A 17,486-nucleotide genomic window follows, 5' to 3' on the forward strand; every position below is an offset into this window, starting at 1 on the left:
AATTGAACCGTTTTAAATATACTTAAAATACCTTTTGATATCCACTTCGGATAATATTGGTTGATTTTGGAGTAGAAAATCCCTCATCATTCGACTAAAATAGGGAATTAAAGACACTCCTTTAGCCCCAAAACCATTGAATATGTAAACGCCATCTACCTCAGGATGTTTTCCCAAAAAAGGCTTTCTGTCTTTTGTGGCAGGACGGATGCCTGATCGATGACTTTTTACCTCAAGGACAGCGGGTTTTACCAACTTATGAAGCTTCTCCAAGAGCTCAGTTTTAGCAGTCTCAGTGGGACCTTGGTCCAAATCATGCCAGGTGTAAGTAGACCCAACTCTAAATAGGCCATCACCCAAAGGAACTCGAAATACTCCTCGATTGACAATCCATCCGGGGTCAAATTCTTGTCGAACCTCCAGAATCTCCCCTTTAACCGGGGCAAAAGGAAGAAAGCCAAAAAACCTGGAGTTTTTTTCTGCAACTCCCCCACAGTAGATAATGGCCTTGGCCTGAATGTCTCGATAAGCCCATCCAAACTTAGTTTTGACCAAATCCTCTTCCTTGAACCAATCCACAATCAACTTTTCCCCTAAAAAATCAGCAAAACCATCGAGGTATTTTGGAATATCCAACCAACCCGACTGCTTCAAAAGAACTCCGCCGTAAGCATCTCTCAACTCGGGATATTGACTGGATGTTGGGATTCGCTCCAAAAACAAGTCAATCATCGGGTCACTCGAATGGCCCATCCACTCATTTTGCTCCTCGATGGTTAGGAAGGGTCTATAAATCGGAAATTGATGGAGGAATCTCTTTTGAAGTACTTGCTCCAAGTCTTGATAAAAAGGAACAATCTCCGGGAAAAGATGCTCGGCCATCCACGATTTGACCATTTTTTTCCCCGTCACAGGATTATACAACCCTGCTGCAATTCGGCTGCTTTGATTGTTTTTTGGCTGGTCAATCACCATGACTTTTTGCCCGGCCTGCAATAGCCTATAAGCCATCGCAGTACCCGCCATACCTTGCCCGATAATTAAAAAATCAATTTCCATGGCCAAAAGTAAGTCCATATTTCCTTATTTTGCCGACTTTCAGCGGACTTTTACCATGCTTTCCATTCACTCCTTCACTTTCAATCCTTTCCAAGAAAACACCTACCTCATCCATGATGAGGATGGGGTGGCGGCGCTGATTGATCCGGGCTGCCATGAACCAGAAGAAAAAGAAGAGTTGGTAGCCTTCGTCGAAAAGCATCAGTTGAAAATTGAGCAGCTTTGGAATACTCATTGCCACATCGATCATGTTCTTGGGAATGCTTGGGCAAAACGGAAATGGGGAGTTCCACTTTGGATTCATGAGAAAGAAATGCCGGTTCTCAAATCGGTGGAAGTCTATGCTCCGAATTATGGATTTCATGGGTACGAAGGCGCCTCTCCTGATGAATTCCTTGAAGAGGGACAGATTCTTACACTTGGAAAAGAGCAGCTAAAGGTCCTTTTTGTACCCGGACATTCTCCTGGTCATGTGGTGTTTTACCACGAACCCAGTAAAAGATGCATCGGCGGAGACACTCTTTTCAGGGGAAGCATAGGAAGGACTGACCTCCCGGGAGGCAATCATTCTCTACTGCTTTCCAAAATCAAAAGTGAACTCTTCACCCTTCCCTCGGAAACGGTCGTATTCCCAGGACATGGGCCAGAGACCACTATCCAGTTTGAAAAAATCAACAACCCCTTTGTGGGAGAAAAAGCAATCTATTGATCATTCTAAGACATATCCCCAATTTCATTACCCTGCTTAACTTACTCACCGGGGTATTGGGAATCATCGCTGTGCTTGATGGTAAGGTGCTTCAAGCTGCCACTTTTGTCTTGATTGCGGCAGCATTGGACTTTTTGGATGGGTTGCTTGCCCGTCTCTTGAAGGTCCAGAGTGGAATCGGAAAAGAATTGGATTCCCTTGCCGATGTGGTTTCATTTGGGGTGCTGCCGGGCATTGTTCTTTTCCAAATGACCTTAGGACAAACCCAGCTGGATTGGCTGCCCTATCTCACCCTGATAGTCCCCATGCTTTCGGCCTACCGATTGGCCAAATTCAATCTGGACACCAGGCAAAGTGACCGGTTTATCGGCTTACCCACACCAGCCAATGCACTTTTTATCAGCACCTTGCCTCATTTGGCTTTGCTTTGGCCAAAAATCGGGATTTGGCTGACCAGTCCATTTTTCTTGGTGGGTATAGCTTGGATTTTCTCCATTCTTTTGATCTCAGAAATCCCCCTCATCGCCTTGAAATTTAAGCACTTCAGATTTTCAGGAAATCAGTTCCGATTTCTATTGGTAGGCTTGAGTGTTTTGATTTTCGCTTTGTTTCAGTTGGCAGGAATCCCGCTGATCATCTTATCTTACATTCTATTATCTGTTGTAGAAAATTTAGGGACAAGTGAATGAGTGGGAAAGGTCTTGTGTGGCTTGTATTACTTTTAGCTCTAAGCTACCAGAGCGCCAATGCTCAATTTTTTCAGGTAGAAATTGAACAATCAGGAGTTTATAAATTAAGCAGAGAAAAAGCCCGATCCTTGGGCTTGGAGGATTTATCCGAAGTCAGTTTTTTCGGTTACCCCGGAATGCTTCCCCAAAAGCTGGACTCAGCCCAACTCCAAATCCAGGAAATCCCATCTTGGCAGACCCAGGACGAGCTTTGGGTTTTCCTACAAGGCCCCCATGTGATTGAATTGGATTCCTTCGGAAATGTCACCTACGAGCATCACCTCTATTCCAATAGCTTATCCTATTGGGTAGGAAAAAAGCCCAATCCGCTTCGGATTACGAAGGAAATTTTCCCTGAATCTTCCCACACCTCCCCTGGTTTCCTTTACCAAATCACTCCTTACAAGGAAGAAAAAACAAACCTTTTGGATTCGGGGAGAGATTGGTATTCCCTTCCCATACGCCAGGGTCAGAGTCTGAATGTCAACTTTGGACTTAGCTCTGATTCATCCGCTCCTTGGCTGATTCAAGGGAGAGCAATGGCTCAATCCTCGGCATCTTCTACTGTTCGAATTCTTTCAGGAAATACACTTTTGGAGGAAATTGATTTTTCTCCTATACCGAATACCCTGTACGGAATCAAAGGACGTGATCAAAACTTTTCAATTAGCATTACACCTTCGGACAATAGGATTTCTCAGCTTCGGTTTACCTATCAAGCTTCCGCACCCAACTCTTCAGGCTATTTGGATTACGTGGCTATTGCAGTACCTAAAGCCCCCAACGAATGGAAAAACGGAATTTTTCACAGCATTACCTCCGCAAATCTTTCTATTTCCCAGCCTGCTGAAATATGGGAAATCAGTGATTTTTTCCATCCCAAAACCACAGCACAAAATCAACTTGCCGGAAAAAAATGGGTGATTTTCACTCCAGATGAACTTCCTGAATTAGAAACCTCAGGGGAAATCACCCTTAGCCGAAGAATCCAAAATTCAGGTGCGGAATTCTTGATTATCTCTTCTCAGGACTTGCTGAATTCGGCCAGAAAACTTCAGGCGCATAAGCAATCCATGGGGATTTCGACGGAGGTCGTCCCTTTGAATGAAATCTATCAGGAGTTTGGCTACGGGAATCCCGACCTTACCGCAATCCGGAACTTTATCGCCTGGGAATACCATCAAGGAAAAATCCTGAAAAACGTCCTCGTGATAGGCAAAGGCACCTTTGATTACAAAGGCATTTTGGGTGGAAGACCCAATTTGGTCCCAATCTATACCAGCAGAAACAGCCTTAATCCTTTGGCCACCTACAGCTCGGACGACTATCTGGGTTTGATTGATTGGGGCCAGGGAGAATGGACAGAAACACGGGATGGGGATGAATTGATGCAAATTGGCGTGGGAAGAATTCCCACCATTTCTTTTGCCGAAGCAAATGAAATCGTCGAGAAAATCATCCAATACGAGACGTCGCCCTCTCCGGGCAAGTGGAAACATAGACTCAGCTTTTTGGCAGATGACGCCGACAACAACATCCACATGAGAGATGCCGAAGCTCATGTCGAGTACTTGGAGGAAAATCATCCGGGATTTTTATCTCAAAAGCTCTATCTCGACCGCTTCGAACAGGTGAATAATTCCGGCAGGCAATCCTCTCCTGCGGCAAAAGAAGCCCTACAAAAGACCTTGGACGAGGGTACTTTGCTGCTGAATTTCATAGGGCACGGAAACGAAACCACCCTGACTGCTGAGGAGATTTTTCATGTGAGTGACCTTCAAAACTGGCCCAAACAGCCTTTCTTACCCATTTGGATGACGGCTACCTGCGAGTTTGGCAGACACGACAGTCCCTTTATCCGCTCGGCAGCAGAGGAACTTCTTTTTGCTCCGGAAAAGGGGGGAATTGCCCTTTTGACCACAGGAAGGCCTGTTTTCAGCAGTGTGAATTTTGCCCTGAACAAGGAATTTATCGAAGAACTTCTTCACTCAGAGGAAGGCCGATACCAGGATTTGGGGACCATTTTCAAAAACACAAAAAACCAAAGTTTAAACGGTCCATTGAACCGAAACTTTTCACTTTTGGGTGATCCGAGCTTAAGACTTCCTTTGCCCGAATTGCAAGTCGAGGTGGAAAAAATCAGCCTACCCAATTCCGAAAATGAAGCAGATACCCTGAAAGCCTTGCAGGAATATGAGCTTTTGGCAAAAGTGACGGACCCATTGACGGGTGCAACCCAAGCTTCGTTCCAAGGAGAATATCAACTGGAAATCCGGGATAAGCCGGTAAACAAATCTACTCTTGGAGATGAAAGCAGTCCTTTCAGCTTTTCCGAAGAAAGCACCTTGATCGTTCAAGGCAAGGGAAAAGTGGAGCAAGGACTTCTTCGAGCCAATTTTTTGGTGCCCAAAAACATCGATCTGGAAAAGGGGAATGGAAAGATAAGACTTTGGGCAGCTTCCGATTCGGGTTTCGAAGCTTTCGGAAGTGAAAGGAAACAGATCGGGGGAACCACGTCAAGTCCGGTAAATGACAGGGAAGGTCCAGAAATTTCCATTTTGCCCGGAGGAAAAGCCAGTCCTCCCTACCTTTTCAACTCACCCAGTATCGAGGTAGAACTTCATTTGGAGGATATCAGTGGAATAAATATTTCTGATTTAATTCCCCAGGAATCATTGGTTCTTCAGGTAAATGAGGAAGATCCCATTTTTGTGGGAAGCTTATTCGAAGCTGAAGATGGGGGATATTCAAAGGGCAGCCTATCCTTGCGGATTTCCGGGCTAAAAGAAGGAAAAAACCAAATTCGTGTGCGAGCTTGGGACAATGTCGGTAATGGAAGTGAAAAGCAAATTGAGATTCTGATCGAAGGCAGTCAAGACCTTAAGATTCTTTCTCATCTGGTTTACCCCAATCCGGCGAATGAGGCAGCTAATTTCCAATTAAGTCACAATAGACCTGGCGAAAACCTATTACTCAAATTAGAAGTTTACAATTTGTTGGGTCAGATACTACTTTCGCATTCTTATCGTTTAGTGAAGGCAGAAGAAACTATCGGGGATTTGTCCTGGTTTTTTTTCCAAAGTCAAACAAAATATCCAGCAAAAGGAACTTATATTTACAAATTAACGCTTCAGTCAGAGTCCACTTTTGACTTTGACTCCAAAAGCGGGAAATTAGTTATCAGATGAAAATAAAGGCCATTTTCAATAGGCACAGTCCCTTATTCCTTTTCTTTTTCCTAATTGGTTTCTCCACTTTTGGGCAAAATAGCGTGATCATATCCGGTCAGGACCCCAATCGTCGAGTGATTACCACTGCCGTACCTTTTCTGAACTTTGCTCCGGATTCTCGTCATTCCGGTATGGGTGATGTTGGTGTTGCGACGTCTCCGGATGCCAACTCCGCACACTGGAATTCGGGTAAACTTGCTTTCATTAAGGATGATTTGGGTTTTTCTTTATCCTATTCCCCTTGGCTTGGCAAGTTGGTCAATGACATGTCCCTCAGTTATCTGACCGGTTTCAAGAGAATCGATGAAAACTCTGCCTTTGGTTTTGACCTTCGCTATTTCAACATGGGTGATATCCAACTCACGGATGGCAGAGGAAATGATGTGGGTGAGTTTAACCCTCGGGATATAGCCATTGGAGGCACCTATTCCAGAAAACTTTCTCAGAATTTCGGATTGGGAATTTCAGCCCGATTCATTTATTCCAATCTTTCAGGAAATATCTCTTCCTCAGGTGGAAATGAAGCCCGTGCCGGAATCGGCGTAGGTGCTGATATCGGCTTATACTATCAAAGGCCAACCCTAATCGGTTCCAAAGAAGGTACTTGGGCGTGGGGAGTTTCCATCACCAATATTGGTCCAAAAATCACTTACAACAGTGCCGAAGACCTAGATTACATTCCAACCAATCTCCGCTTGGGTACTTCCTACGGCATCTTTTTCAACCCTGACAATAAGATCACTTTTTCTCTCGACCTAAATAAACTGATGGTCCCTACTCCACCTGTGTATGCAACCAATGAGGACGGAACTTTGGCCACTGATGAAAATGGAGATTTGATTATTGAATCCGGAAAAGATCCCAATCGTCCACTGATTTCAGGAATGTTCGGTTCATTTGCAGATGCACCGGGTGGATTTGAAGAAGAAATGAGAGAGTTTACCATCTCTTTCGGAGCTGAATATGTCTATGCGGAAAAATTCGCCCTTCGAACTGGCTACTTCTACGAAAATCCAACCAAGGGTGGAAGACGCTATTTCACCATGGGTCTTGGACTGGACATCAACCGAATCGGAATCGACTTTTCTTACCTCGTTCCACAAGTCCAAAATCACCCACTCGCAGAGACTCTCCGCTTTACCCTTCTGTATACTATCGCCAATAATTAATGCTGGATCGGACTCAGGCCCCAAAATTCCATTTGCCGGAGGACTTTACGCTTAACGATCCTGAGAAATGGATCACCCCTGCCGGAGTTCCTGTTTTTTACTTTCACACCCCATTACTTCAGGCGGTCAAAATCGAAGTCGTTTCCAAAAGTGCCAGGAAATATCTTCCGCTTGCTAAAAACCTGGTTCCTTCCTTGGTACTTCAACTATTGACTGAAGGCACTCGTAGTCTATCCGAAAATCAGCTTTCCGAATTCTTCGACTTTCACGCTAGCGAAGTTCAGCCTTCCTCAGGATTTTCCAGAGAAGGAATCAGCCTTTTGACCACAAAAAAGCATTTAAACACCGTCCTTCCTGTGTTTTTGTCCCTGTTTACGGAGGCTGATTTCCCAGAGGACAAGTTGGAAAAGAAGAAGTCTTTGAGAAAACTTGGACTCAAACTGGAGAAGGAGAAAACTGCATCCAGAGCATCTCAACTTTTCAGAACGAGCCTTTTTGGCCCCAATCATCCTTATGGATTGGAAATCACAGAGGACCATATCGATGAAGTCAGCCGACAGGACCTTTTGGATTATCGGGATCAACTACTTTGGAATGAGGCAGAGATATTCATCAGCGGAGATTTCTCTCAACCTGAATTACAAGAACTTACCGAAAGACTTGCCCTAATTCCCTTCGTCCGACTTCCCGAAACGGCTTGGAGTGCAGATGTTCAGCAGACGCTTTCAGTGGCGGAAGAACGCCCGCAGGCATTCCAAACCAGCATCCGAATGGGAGCTTGGTCCATTCCAAAAACTCACCCTGATTATTTTGCCTTATCGGTATTCAATACGGTTTTAGGCGGATACTTTGGTTCCAGGCTGATTAAAAACATCCGAGAAGATAAAGGCCATACCTATGGGATTTCTTCCTCCTTGGGTGAGATTGATGATTACCCTTATTGGACCATCGCTGCCGATGTCCAAAAACAATACAGACAAGAGGTATTGGATGAAATCAGAAAAGAAATCCAGTTGCTCTCCAGTGAAAAAATGGGGAGCGATGAGCTCGAACTGGTAAGAAACTACCTAATCGGCCAAATGGTGGGCAGGTTCAGCACTTCTTTTGACTGGGTGGACCGGTTTAAAGGCGTACACTTTTCCGGTTTGGATTTTTCTTTTTATCGAAGAAAAATGGAATTCCTAAGGGAGTTTGATGCCAACGAAATTCTGGAAAAAGGCAGCAAATATTTCACAGAGGGACCGATTATCGAAATCACAGTAGGCTAGGTCAGTTTCTCGTAAAGCCAGGAAATATCCCATCGCTTTTTTGCCCAGAGGCGATACCACTTGAATCTCAAACTTTTTAAGCCGATTCGCCCTCCCAAATCAGCCAACTCCCTTGCCGGGTCAAAATTAGCTGACCAAAGAGCATGTTTGAGCTCATACATGACCCGCTCTCCCAATGCCCTATTTTCTTCAGCCGTCTGATTCATCGCCTCGATTTTCAGGCAAACTTTGACCGTTGTGGGGAGCATCTTGGAATCGTATCGCTTGTATTGCCCCTCAGACATAGAAGCAGCATGTTTTCTTTTCAAGACCCCGATATGATCTGAAAATACAAGAGGATAATTTCTCGCCAGACGTACTTGCACATCAAAATCCTCATAAAAAAGCTCCTCGTCATACCCTCCATTTTTCTTCAGAATTTCTGAATGGAAGACTTGGGTGGGAGAGCAGATAAAATTTCTTTTGACCAGGGTCTCGTAGATATTGGTCAGGAGGATTTCTTCTTTGAGCTCACCTGCATGATTTCTAGGATAAAAGGTGGAAATCTCATTGATCTGATCTAAGATGTAGGCGTCCGAAAAGCAAAAAGCGGCAAAAGGAGCGCTTTTTAGTTCTTTGACACTTTTTGAAATATGGTCAGGAAAAAGCACATCATCCCCCGACAGATCCACGACATATTTACCCTTTGCCTGGATCAGATAGTCATTAAAGAGCTGACAATAAGGCTTGGTTTTTTCTAAAAAATGGGTTGTAACATACAAATAGGACGTGTTTTGGCTAAGCCAATGCTTGATCCTATCTACTGTTCCATCTGTACTTCCATTGTCTACAATGATCAATTCTTTGTAATAATACTCCTGCTCTTTTACACTCTCTAGAGTCTCTTCTATCCATTTTTCCTGGTTATAAGTGATGCAAATGATAGTTACTAACTCTTCGGCTTCCATGGTCAGATTGTGCGACTCCAGGTGATTTTGATACTAATATCGTTGGAAAACCTGGATTTAAAGTGAATCAAATTATGGTTGGGACCTTCAGGTAAATCTGAAGAACCCAAATCCACCCAATTTACTTTGAGTTCACTGGCCAGGAAAAAAAACTTTGCTAAAATAAGGTCTCCCAGATTTTTCACTTCCGATTTGGGATTAATGGCAGAAAGAAAATAATAAAGGGAATCTTCAGTGAGCTTGACGCCCAAAGCATGCGCAATAGCTTGTTTATTTTTTAAAATAGACACCAAAAAGTAACGCTCTGGAAACTCCGAAACCTGCTGTATCAATCTCGCTTCATCAAAGGTGACCGAGTAGCCTTTTTGTAGATTCCAGCTCCTTATTTCCTCCAAAAATCCGAAATTCTGGATAGGCCCAAGAAGTATCTTCAGCCCATTCTCTTTGATTTTGGAGGTCCATTTTATTTGCTGATCCTGAGCAAACTTTTTGATTTTCTTTTTTCCGCAGTGGAAATGATGACTGACGACTTCCTTTGCTTGAAATCCAGACTTTGACAATAGGTAATTAATCAAGTCAGTCTGTTCACCATAAGGCTTTGGAGGCTGGACTAGCTGTACATTTCGGATATTTCTGACCTGAAGATTTTCTATCACTGAATTCAAAAAGGCCTCCAATGAGGAAGAACTCAGCTTTTCCTCAGTCCAAACCCCTCCAAATGGAGCTTTGGGCAAGGAAACAGCCCTTCCATCCTGTGTCAGGGCAAAAGTGACTCCGGCTTTGACTTTGTCTTTTTTGACCCACTGAAAATCCAAAAGCTCCGAAAAACCCGGCACAGCAAACTGCCTCAGAAAATAAGAGTAGGTTCCTTCATTTGCAGGAACTACTCGAAGAAGGTAAGGGCTACTCCCTTCAGTTTTATTTGCTTCCAAAGTCTTTTTTGTCTCTGATATAGTCTGCTTCATCAAATTCCCGGTCTGCCAAACCCAATAAAACTGCACCTGAAGAAAACTCCACTTCTACCCAATTCATGGGAGGAATAAACAATCCCTCTCCCGGGTAAGAAAGGGAAAAGTGGCTTACTTCTCCATTTACATTCTCTACACTCACGCGAAGTTGGCCATGAATCGCCACCAGAAGCTGAGACTCCTGATAATGAGCATGTTTCCCCCTGATTTCTCCAGAGGCTACTCCACTAATCCAAAAGCTTCTTTTGATTCCTTCAGGGAAAAATGGGGAATCGTCCCAATAGTGAATATTCCCAGAGGGATTCACAATGCCTGGGATGGGCAATATTCTCGGGTTTTGTTTTGCGATAGAATCCTGCTTAGAGACCGGTTGAATCATAGCTAAAATTAAGACAAAAGCCTTGAAGGAAGCGTTAGCCAAAGGTTAAATTTATAATTTGCCGGCGATTGGTAATTCTTAAATCAAATCAAATTGAGTAAAGAAAGACTCGTTTGCTTAGGAATAACCATAGACTCACAATAAATAGGAAACATGAACCAAGATACATGGGATGATTCCTTCCTCACCTTTGCCCGAGAATCAGAAGGACTTTACAAAGACCGGGGAAGTAAGTTTCATTTTTTTGGATTTCCTGTCCAGTCTGAGGAGGAAATCAAAATCAAACTTTCAGAATTGAAGAAGATCTACTTCGATGCCAGTCACCATTGTTATGCTTGGATTTTGGGTAAAGATGGCACCCATTTCAGAGCCAATGACGATGGAGAACCCAACCACTCCGCCGGAGATCCAATTTTGGGACAGATTCGCTCCCATCAGTTGACCAATGTATTGATAGTGGTAGTTCGGTATTTTGGAGGAACCAAGCTGGGTGTCAGTGGACTGATCCAAGCCTACAAAACTTCAGCCCAACAAGCAATTGAATCCAACGAGATCGTCAGCCAGTTTCTTCAAGAGCAAGTGAGACTCAAATTCCCCTATGCAGCCATGAATGAAGTGATGAAAATGGTAAAAGCGCTTGATTTGTCCATTATCCATCAGGAGATGAATCTGAGCTGCGAACTAGTTTTGAACTTCCGTGCCGGACTGAAGGAGGAGGTAGAAAACAGGGTGCTTGATATGGATTCAGTAGAGCTTCTCAGCGATTGATCAGCTCATCCAAAAATCCCTCATCTCGAAGCACCTTATAAATCTCCAAGCAGGCCCAAGCATCGGTAGCAGCGTAGCGAAGCTGCTTTTCGGTTAACTTTTCTGCCTCCCAGTTGGAAACTTGCTCAGTTTTGGAAATTCTAATCTTCAGCACCATTCCACTGAGATTTCTCACTCCTACGTTGTGGAAACCCACTTTTTTAAGTTCATCATTTAGATCAAAAAAAGAAGCAGGATGAAAGGAAGTGGTCAGCTTACGAAGGGCTTTGATGTCATCATGCACGGCTGCACCTACTTTGATCAGATTATCCTTTTCAAGAAGACTTCTCAATTCATTAGGAAACCCAATCGAATTCAGTCTGAAAAGGAAGGCCTGTGTAGCAGTGGATAATTGCAGAAGAGACACGTGATTAAACTGCCCCTTTCTAAAGGATGGCTTGGTCTCTGTATCAAACCCGATAATGTCCTGATCTTCCAGAAAGTCCACGACTTCTCCTACATCATCCGGATGATCGATCAAAAATATTTCACCTTCAAACTGCCCCAATGGCAGCTCATTGATTTCTTCTTTGCTAATACTGTAAGGGATCATACCAATTCTTCTTCCGGCTCATAATAGCGGATACCCAGATTAAGATATCCATAAAGAATGGTCATAAATGGGCTTATTATATTGAAAAAGCAATAGGGAGCATAGACCAAAGTGGCACCCCCCAAAACTGAGGCCTGAGTTGCCCCGCAAGTGTTCCATGGCACCAAAACCGAAGTGACAGTCGCTGAATCTTCCAAGGTCCGACTCAGGTTTTCGGGCTTTAATCCACGCTTTTTATAAACATCTGCATACATCCTTCCCGGAACCAAAATCGCCAAATACTGGTCTGAAGTAGTCACGTTGAAGAAAACACAGGTAGCAGCAGTAGAGGCAATCAGTGAGCCTACGCGGTGTACTTTTCGAATGATGGACTCTGCCAAAACCTTTAGCATTCCGCTCTCTTCCATTATACCTCCAAATACCATGGCACAAATAATCAGCCAGATGGTATTCAGCATGCCGGACATACCTCCTGTCACCAAAAGCTCATTGACGATGTCGTTGTCAGTCACTACGCTGATTTCACCATAGAGAGCCATCATCAGTGCTTTGAAGCTCAGGTAGGCATACGAACCGGATTCATTGGCAATGAGCTGAATGATTTCAGGTTGGAAAATCAACGCAAAAACTCCACCCAGCAAAGCCCCAGTCAATAGCGCAGGCAATGCCGGAACTTTTCGAATGATCATTACCAGAACAACCACAGGAACCACAAAAAGCCAAGGCGTGATGTTAAACTTGGATTGAATCACCGAGGATATAGTCTTTACATCCTCCACATTTCCCCCGGTCTCGTAGTTTAAGCCTATAATAATAAACAGGATGAAAGTGATACTGATCGAAGGAATCGTAGTCTTGGCCATGTATCGGATATGGGTAAAAAGATCTGTACCTGCCATTGCGGGTGCCAAATTGGTCGTATCCGAAAGCGGTGACATCTTATCTCCAAAGTAAGCGCCTGAGATAATAGCACCTGCGATGATTCCTTCTTCAAAGCCTAAGGCTTTGCCAATTCCAAGAAGTGCAACCCCTACCGTGGCCACCGTAGTCCAGCTGCTGCCGGTAGCGATAGAAACCACCGCACTGATAAAGCAAGCTGCAAAAAGGAAAATCACCGGACTCAAAACCTGCAAACCATAATAAATCATAGCCGGTACAATCCCGCTCAAAAGCCAAGTACCAGCCAAGGCACCAATCAAAAACAAAATCAGAATACTGCTCATGGCAGAACTGATGCTTTTTACGACTCCGTCTTGAAGCGTCTCCCAAGAATAGCCCAATCTGAATACAGCCACACAAGCTGCGACAGCTGCCGAAAGAACCAAAACGATCTGATTGGAACCGGATAATCCATCTGTCCCAAAAACTTGGATATTAATTACCAAAAGAACAATTAAAAAGGAAAGGGGGATAAGCGCGTCGAGTACTTTTGGGGACTTGGGTAAGCTTTTCATCAACTGAGGTTCAGGAAAATTGAGGTTCAATCTAAATAAAAAAAATCAATTACCGGCCCGAAAGAAGCTCCGAAAGCTCTTTTCCTACTTGCCAGCCAATGGCTACGCCCATTCCACCTAATCGGACAGCTGCTCCCAATCGATCTCCTACTTTTTGAATCAGAGGAATTTTTTTGGAGCCAAATGCCATAATACCAGTCCATTCCATCTCCCAAGAAATGGTTGTCCCCGGAAGAATAACCGTTTTGGCGAGGGCATCCAGGTGACTTTTAATCTTTGGGTTTACTTTAAATTCTGTGGATGTTTCTCCTTCAAAATCCAAATTTCTGGCCCCTCCCAGCAGAAGCCGACCGTCGATTTGACGGAAATAAACGTAACCCCTATCCATATGGTAGGCCCCTTTCCATGGGATTTTTCCATCTATAGGTTGGCTCAATAGAATCAATCCCCTACCCGGGTTAATTTCAGATTCAGGCCAGAGTTTTTTGGTAAATGCATTGGTACAAATCCCAACCTTTTGAGCTTGAAATTCAAAAATTCTCGATCTTTCCAGATTTTCTGCCAAAACCAGTCCGGTTTCCTTTTGTACTTCAATCACCGCCACTCCGGTGAGGATTTTCACCCCCATTTCCGAGGCCATTTTCCAGAGTGCACCAAGATATTTGCCTGGATCCAACTCACCCTCGAATCTATTTTCTACCACCGCCTTTACTGAGGAAGAAAACCCAAGTTTTTTCGTTCTTTTTACCTGAGAAAAAACATCTTTTTTGAAAATGGTCTTGAGGAGGCGATTTACTTTTTCCAGGTCATTTAATGCCGATTCGGATTTTTCATCCAAAATTTCAAATCCATGATTTGCTTTATACTCCAAAGTTTTGTCTCCAAATACCTTCCGAATCTCTTCCAAACCACGATATCTTCTTTTCACCAATCCCAAAACCTCTTCCTCAGAAAGAGTCTGCAAATCATCCAAGAGCTCCGTTAAGCTGCCAAAACAGGCAAATCCGGCATTTTTTGTACTTGCTCCTGTGGGAAAAATCTCCTTTTCCAAGACCAAAACCTTGGCTTTGGGGTTTTTCTTCTTGAAATGAATTGCAGTAGAAAGTCCGGTAAAGCCCGAACCGACAACAATCAAATCATGATTCAAAAAGTTTTTTTGCTCCCAATAACTGATCATTTTCAATCGGTTTGATTTAATTTTTTCTTCCAGTTGATTAATTTGACCCAACTTAATCGAAGTAACCCAAAAAGCCATGAGAAAGATAGACCTACTCCTCGAAGAATATGGGGAAAGCCATCAAAACCCCACCAACAAATTGATCCATTGGGTCTGTGTACCGGCTATCTTTTTCAGTGTGGTAGGGTTGATATTCAGTATTCCTGCAGGATTTCTTCCATCGGCCCTCCCATTCTTGGGCAATTTCGCCAATTGGGCCACGATCGCCCTTCTATTGGTAATGATTTATTACATCTCGCTTTCTGTGCCTTTATCGTTGGGCATGTTGTTTTTTTCAGCCCTTTGCCTGGCATTGGCCAATTTTCTCGATATCACTTTTCCCGGATATCTCTGGTTGATCAGTTTGGCCATATTCGCCATAGCCTGGGTTGTTCAGTTTGTGGGCCATAAGATCGAAGGCAAAAAGCCCTCATTTTTCAAGGATGTCCAGTTTCTGATGATCGGGCCTGCTTGGCTGATGCACTTTATCTACAAAAAGATAGGAATTGGGTATTGACCCAAGAGCAAAAAAGAAATGACCTTTCTTTCCTGAAGAAAGTTTCCAGTGATTACTCCTTCCTGAAAATCTCACCCAATCTTTGAAGGGCCTCTTGATTTTTTTGGGTGTTGATACTCAGGAGAATGGATTTCTTTTCCCGGGCAGTCAATCTCCAGTTGAGAGATGCTCTTTGCATGGTTTCCTGACTTCCCGTGAGTTCTGTCGCCTGGACTTTTCCCGGCGCATATTCAAACTCCACCCGTTCTAAATCAAACGGCATGGATTCCAGCATGTAATTGAACAAGACTTCATTTTGAATAGTCTGTACATTGTCCCAATTGGCATAGATGTTTTTGAGCGGATTAAAGACTTTTTGAAAAATCCGGGGAAGCTCTGTTTCGGGGATTTCGGTGGTTTTTTCAGAATCCCTGATCGTGATCAAGACTACCCCAGAGGTATTTTGACTGATCCATTCTCTGAAAACATACATGAAGCGTAAGGCATCCTGAATCCCAAAATTATCAGAGAGCCCCGTGTCCATAGTTTCCATTTGGGGACTTGAGGGCAGCTGAATATTAGGCGTGATAAATGGAAACGTTGCGCTCATCCTTAGGGCCGTCAAAAACCGGAGATTTTGAGGCTGATGATTCTCAAAAAATCGGAGAAAGTCAATGGATTGCTTTTTCTCACCCGGAATCGTTCTGCCTAGGACTGAACTCCCCAAAAAAGACATGGAATGCGGGGAAATCACCAATTTCCTACCATCATTTGTAATCAATGAAGTGACTGGCAAAAGGGGAATAAGCCCTTCTGCTTCAGGTTGTTTATAAGCCTTGAGCGGCTTATCCAAAACTCCCAGGGTATTGTCATTAAGTTGCGTTTCAAAGGCATATCCTCGGTCTTTAAGATAGCTAAAGCCTTGATAATTAAATTTTTGATTTCGTATCAAAAGATCATTGACCAGAAGAGTGAAGATAATAGGGTTCAAATTGTCCGCTGAGATTTGATCCAGATATTTTGGGTCGGACAGTTGCACCTCCGAATCCGATAATGACCTGAGATACAACTCTCGGAAAAACGCCTCCCCAATCACTCCTCCGGAGGCTCCAGTGTACAATTTGGTATGTCGGGTGGCTTCTCCTTCAGTCAATTTATGGATGGACTGCAAGACATGAAAAGTCCAGAGACTGGCACGCTGTCCACCTCCACTTGCAGCAGCTATGACCAATTTGGGCAAGGAGTCTTCCCCAAACCTTCTTTTCCAATTGTCCAAGATTTGGATGATGTTTTCCTTGTCTTTGACCAAAGTGTCGGGATGTAGCAGATCATCCAACCTCTCCACCGTGTAAGGTGCCGGAGCCTGAGAATAATCCAGGCCAAATGCTTCATGAGGACGATTGAATATGGAAAGATTCGAAAAATAATTCCCAAAAAACAGCAAAACTACCACAGTGAAAGTCGCATATCCTCTTAGCCAAAAACTAACCGCTCCCACTAGCATAATTAAAATCGACAAAAGAAGAAGCGAGCTCATGGCAGCAGGAAACATGAGAAACTCCTGCTCCTTGAACAGGCCTAAAAACAAGACAAACAAAATCAGAAACAGTTGAATACTGAGGAGGTTGAGGTGATTTTGGTCAAACACTCTGAGCAACTGCCCTTTTTCAAAACGGGAAATATCCGGCCTAACCTCCTGTGGACGAAGACGGACATCCAAATACACCTCCACTTTCTCCCTTTTGTCTTTCAGCTCCTTGATTCTGCTCAAGGTGCTGGCCCGGGTTAGTTTTACCTTTCGGAGACGTTTGTTGACCGAGCCGGCAAACAGGATAAAAAAGTCCTTGTTGGTCAAAGCAGAGTAACCAAAAATCAAGATATAGGTCACTATACTCCCCGCAGCAAATCCAAGGTAATATTGCAAAACATACCAGTCAGAAGGGAGATCATTGTCCAGTTGAAAAGTCACGAATTTGACTGTGTAGAGTAAGTAAAAAAGAAGTGGAACAATCGAATTATTGACACAGTAGGTGATAAATGGCTTGCTCACTATGGCCAAAAACCGGAAACGGCTACCATCCATAATGTAGGTAGTCATATGATAAGCCATCGTAAGGATAGCCAATCCCACTCCCATCAGGAAAAAACTAATCCAGGATACCTGATGGAGATATTCCGGATCCAAGAAAAGAAAAGGAATCCCGAGTACCACTCCAAACTGCTCCAAAATGATTCCGGATAGAACCACCCATACCAGAAGGAGAGCCAGATTTTTTCTCAATTGAAGTAAAAAAAGCTGGACCGGAAAACTGTAAATCAACTTATCTCTCATAGTGCTATTTGGTCACATAAGATATCTCTTTTTTAATTCTTAAAACCTCTGGAGTAAAAGCAATAGGTAAAGAATATCAATTTGGTTTCCAGAAGATTAGGAAGCAGTGGAAAAATTACGCAAAGATTACCCAGAAAATATCTCGCTGCTTTCGGCTAGAACAAGTACTTT

15 protein-coding genes are annotated in these 17,486 nt (G+C 43.6%); 7 read left to right on the forward strand and 8 right to left on the reverse strand.

Annotated features, from left to right (window positions below):
- Positions 1-12: 12 nt before the first annotated feature.
- Positions 13-1,077, reverse strand: a complete 1,065-nt coding sequence (locus tag AAA938_RS09425; RefSeq protein ID WP_338228432.1) for an NAD(P)/FAD-dependent oxidoreductase — start codon at positions 1,075-1,077, stop codon at positions 13-15.
- Here AAA938_RS09425 and AAA938_RS09430 point away from each other — a divergent pair.
- From AAA938_RS09430 to AAA938_RS09450, 5 genes are read left to right on the forward strand one after another with little or no spacing between them, the layout of a single operon-like run.
- Complete coding sequence (locus AAA938_RS09430; RefSeq protein WP_338228433.1) at positions 1,058-1,768, forward strand: MBL fold metallo-hydrolase; 711 nt, start codon at positions 1,058-1,060, stop codon at positions 1,766-1,768. The two genes, AAA938_RS09425 and AAA938_RS09430, sit on opposite strands and share 20 nt — an antisense overlap.
- Positions 1,765-2,457 (forward strand): CDP-diacylglycerol--serine O-phosphatidyltransferase, encoded by a 693-nt coding sequence (gene pssA / locus AAA938_RS09435; RefSeq protein WP_338228434.1) that lies wholly within the window; start codon positions 1,765-1,767, stop codon positions 2,455-2,457. Before AAA938_RS09430 ends, pssA begins: the two co-directional genes overlap by 4 nt.
- A complete protein-coding gene (porU, locus tag AAA938_RS09440; RefSeq protein ID WP_338228435.1) occupies positions 2,454-5,684 on the forward strand; it encodes a type IX secretion system sortase PorU in 3,231 nt (1,076 codons plus the stop codon). The genes pssA and porU overlap by 4 nt, the downstream gene beginning before the upstream one ends.
- Complete coding sequence (gene porV, locus AAA938_RS09445; RefSeq protein WP_338228437.1) at positions 5,681-6,895, forward strand: type IX secretion system outer membrane channel protein PorV; 1,215 nt, start codon at positions 5,681-5,683, stop codon at positions 6,893-6,895. The genes porU and porV overlap by 4 nt, the downstream gene beginning before the upstream one ends.
- A complete protein-coding gene (locus tag AAA938_RS09450; protein ID WP_338228439.1) occupies positions 6,895-8,163 on the forward strand; it encodes a M16 family metallopeptidase in 1,269 nt (422 codons plus the stop codon). Before porV ends, AAA938_RS09450 begins: the two co-directional genes overlap by 1 nt.
- On the opposite strand, the gene AAA938_RS09455 is transcribed toward AAA938_RS09450, so the two are convergent.
- From AAA938_RS09455 to AAA938_RS09465, 3 genes are read right to left on the reverse strand one after another with little or no spacing between them, the layout of a single operon-like run.
- On the reverse strand, positions 8,160-9,110 hold the full coding sequence (locus AAA938_RS09455) for a glycosyltransferase (protein WP_338228440.1): 951 nt from the start codon (positions 9,108-9,110) through the stop codon (positions 8,160-8,162). The two genes, AAA938_RS09450 and AAA938_RS09455, sit on opposite strands and share 4 nt — an antisense overlap.
- 2 nt (positions 9,111-9,112) lie before the next feature.
- Positions 9,113-10,075 carry a hypothetical protein gene (locus tag AAA938_RS09460; protein ID WP_338228441.1) on the reverse strand — a complete coding sequence of 321 codons (963 nt, stop codon included), beginning with the start codon at positions 10,073-10,075 and terminating at the stop codon, positions 9,113-9,115.
- Positions 10,029-10,403 (reverse strand): sugar 3,4-ketoisomerase, encoded by a 375-nt coding sequence (locus AAA938_RS09465; protein WP_338228443.1) that lies wholly within the window; start codon positions 10,401-10,403, stop codon positions 10,029-10,031. The genes AAA938_RS09460 and AAA938_RS09465 overlap by 47 nt, the downstream gene beginning before the upstream one ends.
- Before the next feature lie 207 nt (positions 10,404-10,610).
- Between AAA938_RS09465 and AAA938_RS09470 the strand changes: the two genes are divergently transcribed.
- Complete coding sequence (locus AAA938_RS09470; protein ID WP_338228444.1) at positions 10,611-11,225, forward strand: IMPACT family protein; 615 nt, start codon at positions 10,611-10,613, stop codon at positions 11,223-11,225.
- Here the strand turns inward: AAA938_RS09470 and AAA938_RS09475 are convergent.
- Genes AAA938_RS09475 through AAA938_RS09485 form a run of 3 tightly spaced genes read right to left on the reverse strand, consistent with a single transcriptional unit; the run spans position 11,215 to position 14,448 of the window.
- The gene (locus tag AAA938_RS09475; protein ID WP_338228445.1) at positions 11,215-11,817 is read right to left on the reverse strand and encodes a 3'-5' exonuclease; all 603 of its coding nucleotides are present in this window, start codon (positions 11,815-11,817) and stop codon (positions 11,215-11,217) included. The genes AAA938_RS09470 and AAA938_RS09475 overlap by 11 nt on opposite strands.
- Positions 11,814-13,271 (reverse strand): Na+/H+ antiporter NhaC, encoded by a 1,458-nt coding sequence (nhaC, locus tag AAA938_RS09480; RefSeq protein ID WP_338228446.1) that lies wholly within the window; start codon positions 13,269-13,271, stop codon positions 11,814-11,816. The genes AAA938_RS09475 and nhaC overlap by 4 nt, the downstream gene beginning before the upstream one ends.
- Before the next feature lie 49 nt (positions 13,272-13,320).
- Positions 13,321-14,448: an NAD(P)/FAD-dependent oxidoreductase gene (locus tag AAA938_RS09485; RefSeq protein WP_338228447.1), complete on the reverse strand. Its 1,128-nt coding sequence runs from the start codon at positions 14,446-14,448 to the stop codon at positions 13,321-13,323.
- 76 nt (positions 14,449-14,524) lie between these two features.
- Here AAA938_RS09485 and AAA938_RS09490 point away from each other — a divergent pair, with 76 nt between their 5' ends.
- Positions 14,525-15,004: an Mpo1 family 2-hydroxy fatty acid dioxygenase gene (locus AAA938_RS09490; protein WP_338228449.1), complete on the forward strand. Its 480-nt coding sequence runs from the start codon at positions 14,525-14,527 to the stop codon at positions 15,002-15,004.
- A gap of 52 nt (positions 15,005-15,056) precedes the next feature.
- On the opposite strand, the gene AAA938_RS09495 is transcribed toward AAA938_RS09490, so the two are convergent.
- Positions 15,057-17,315, reverse strand: coding sequence for a patatin-like phospholipase family protein (locus tag AAA938_RS09495; RefSeq protein ID WP_338228450.1), 2,259 nt, complete (start codon positions 17,313-17,315; stop codon positions 15,057-15,059).
- Positions 17,316-17,486: the final 171 nt, after the last annotated feature.

It is taken from the genome of Algoriphagus taiwanensis (genome assembly GCF_036245645.1).
Classification (GTDB): Bacteria; Bacteroidota; Bacteroidia; order Cytophagales; family Cyclobacteriaceae; genus Algoriphagus; species Algoriphagus taiwanensis.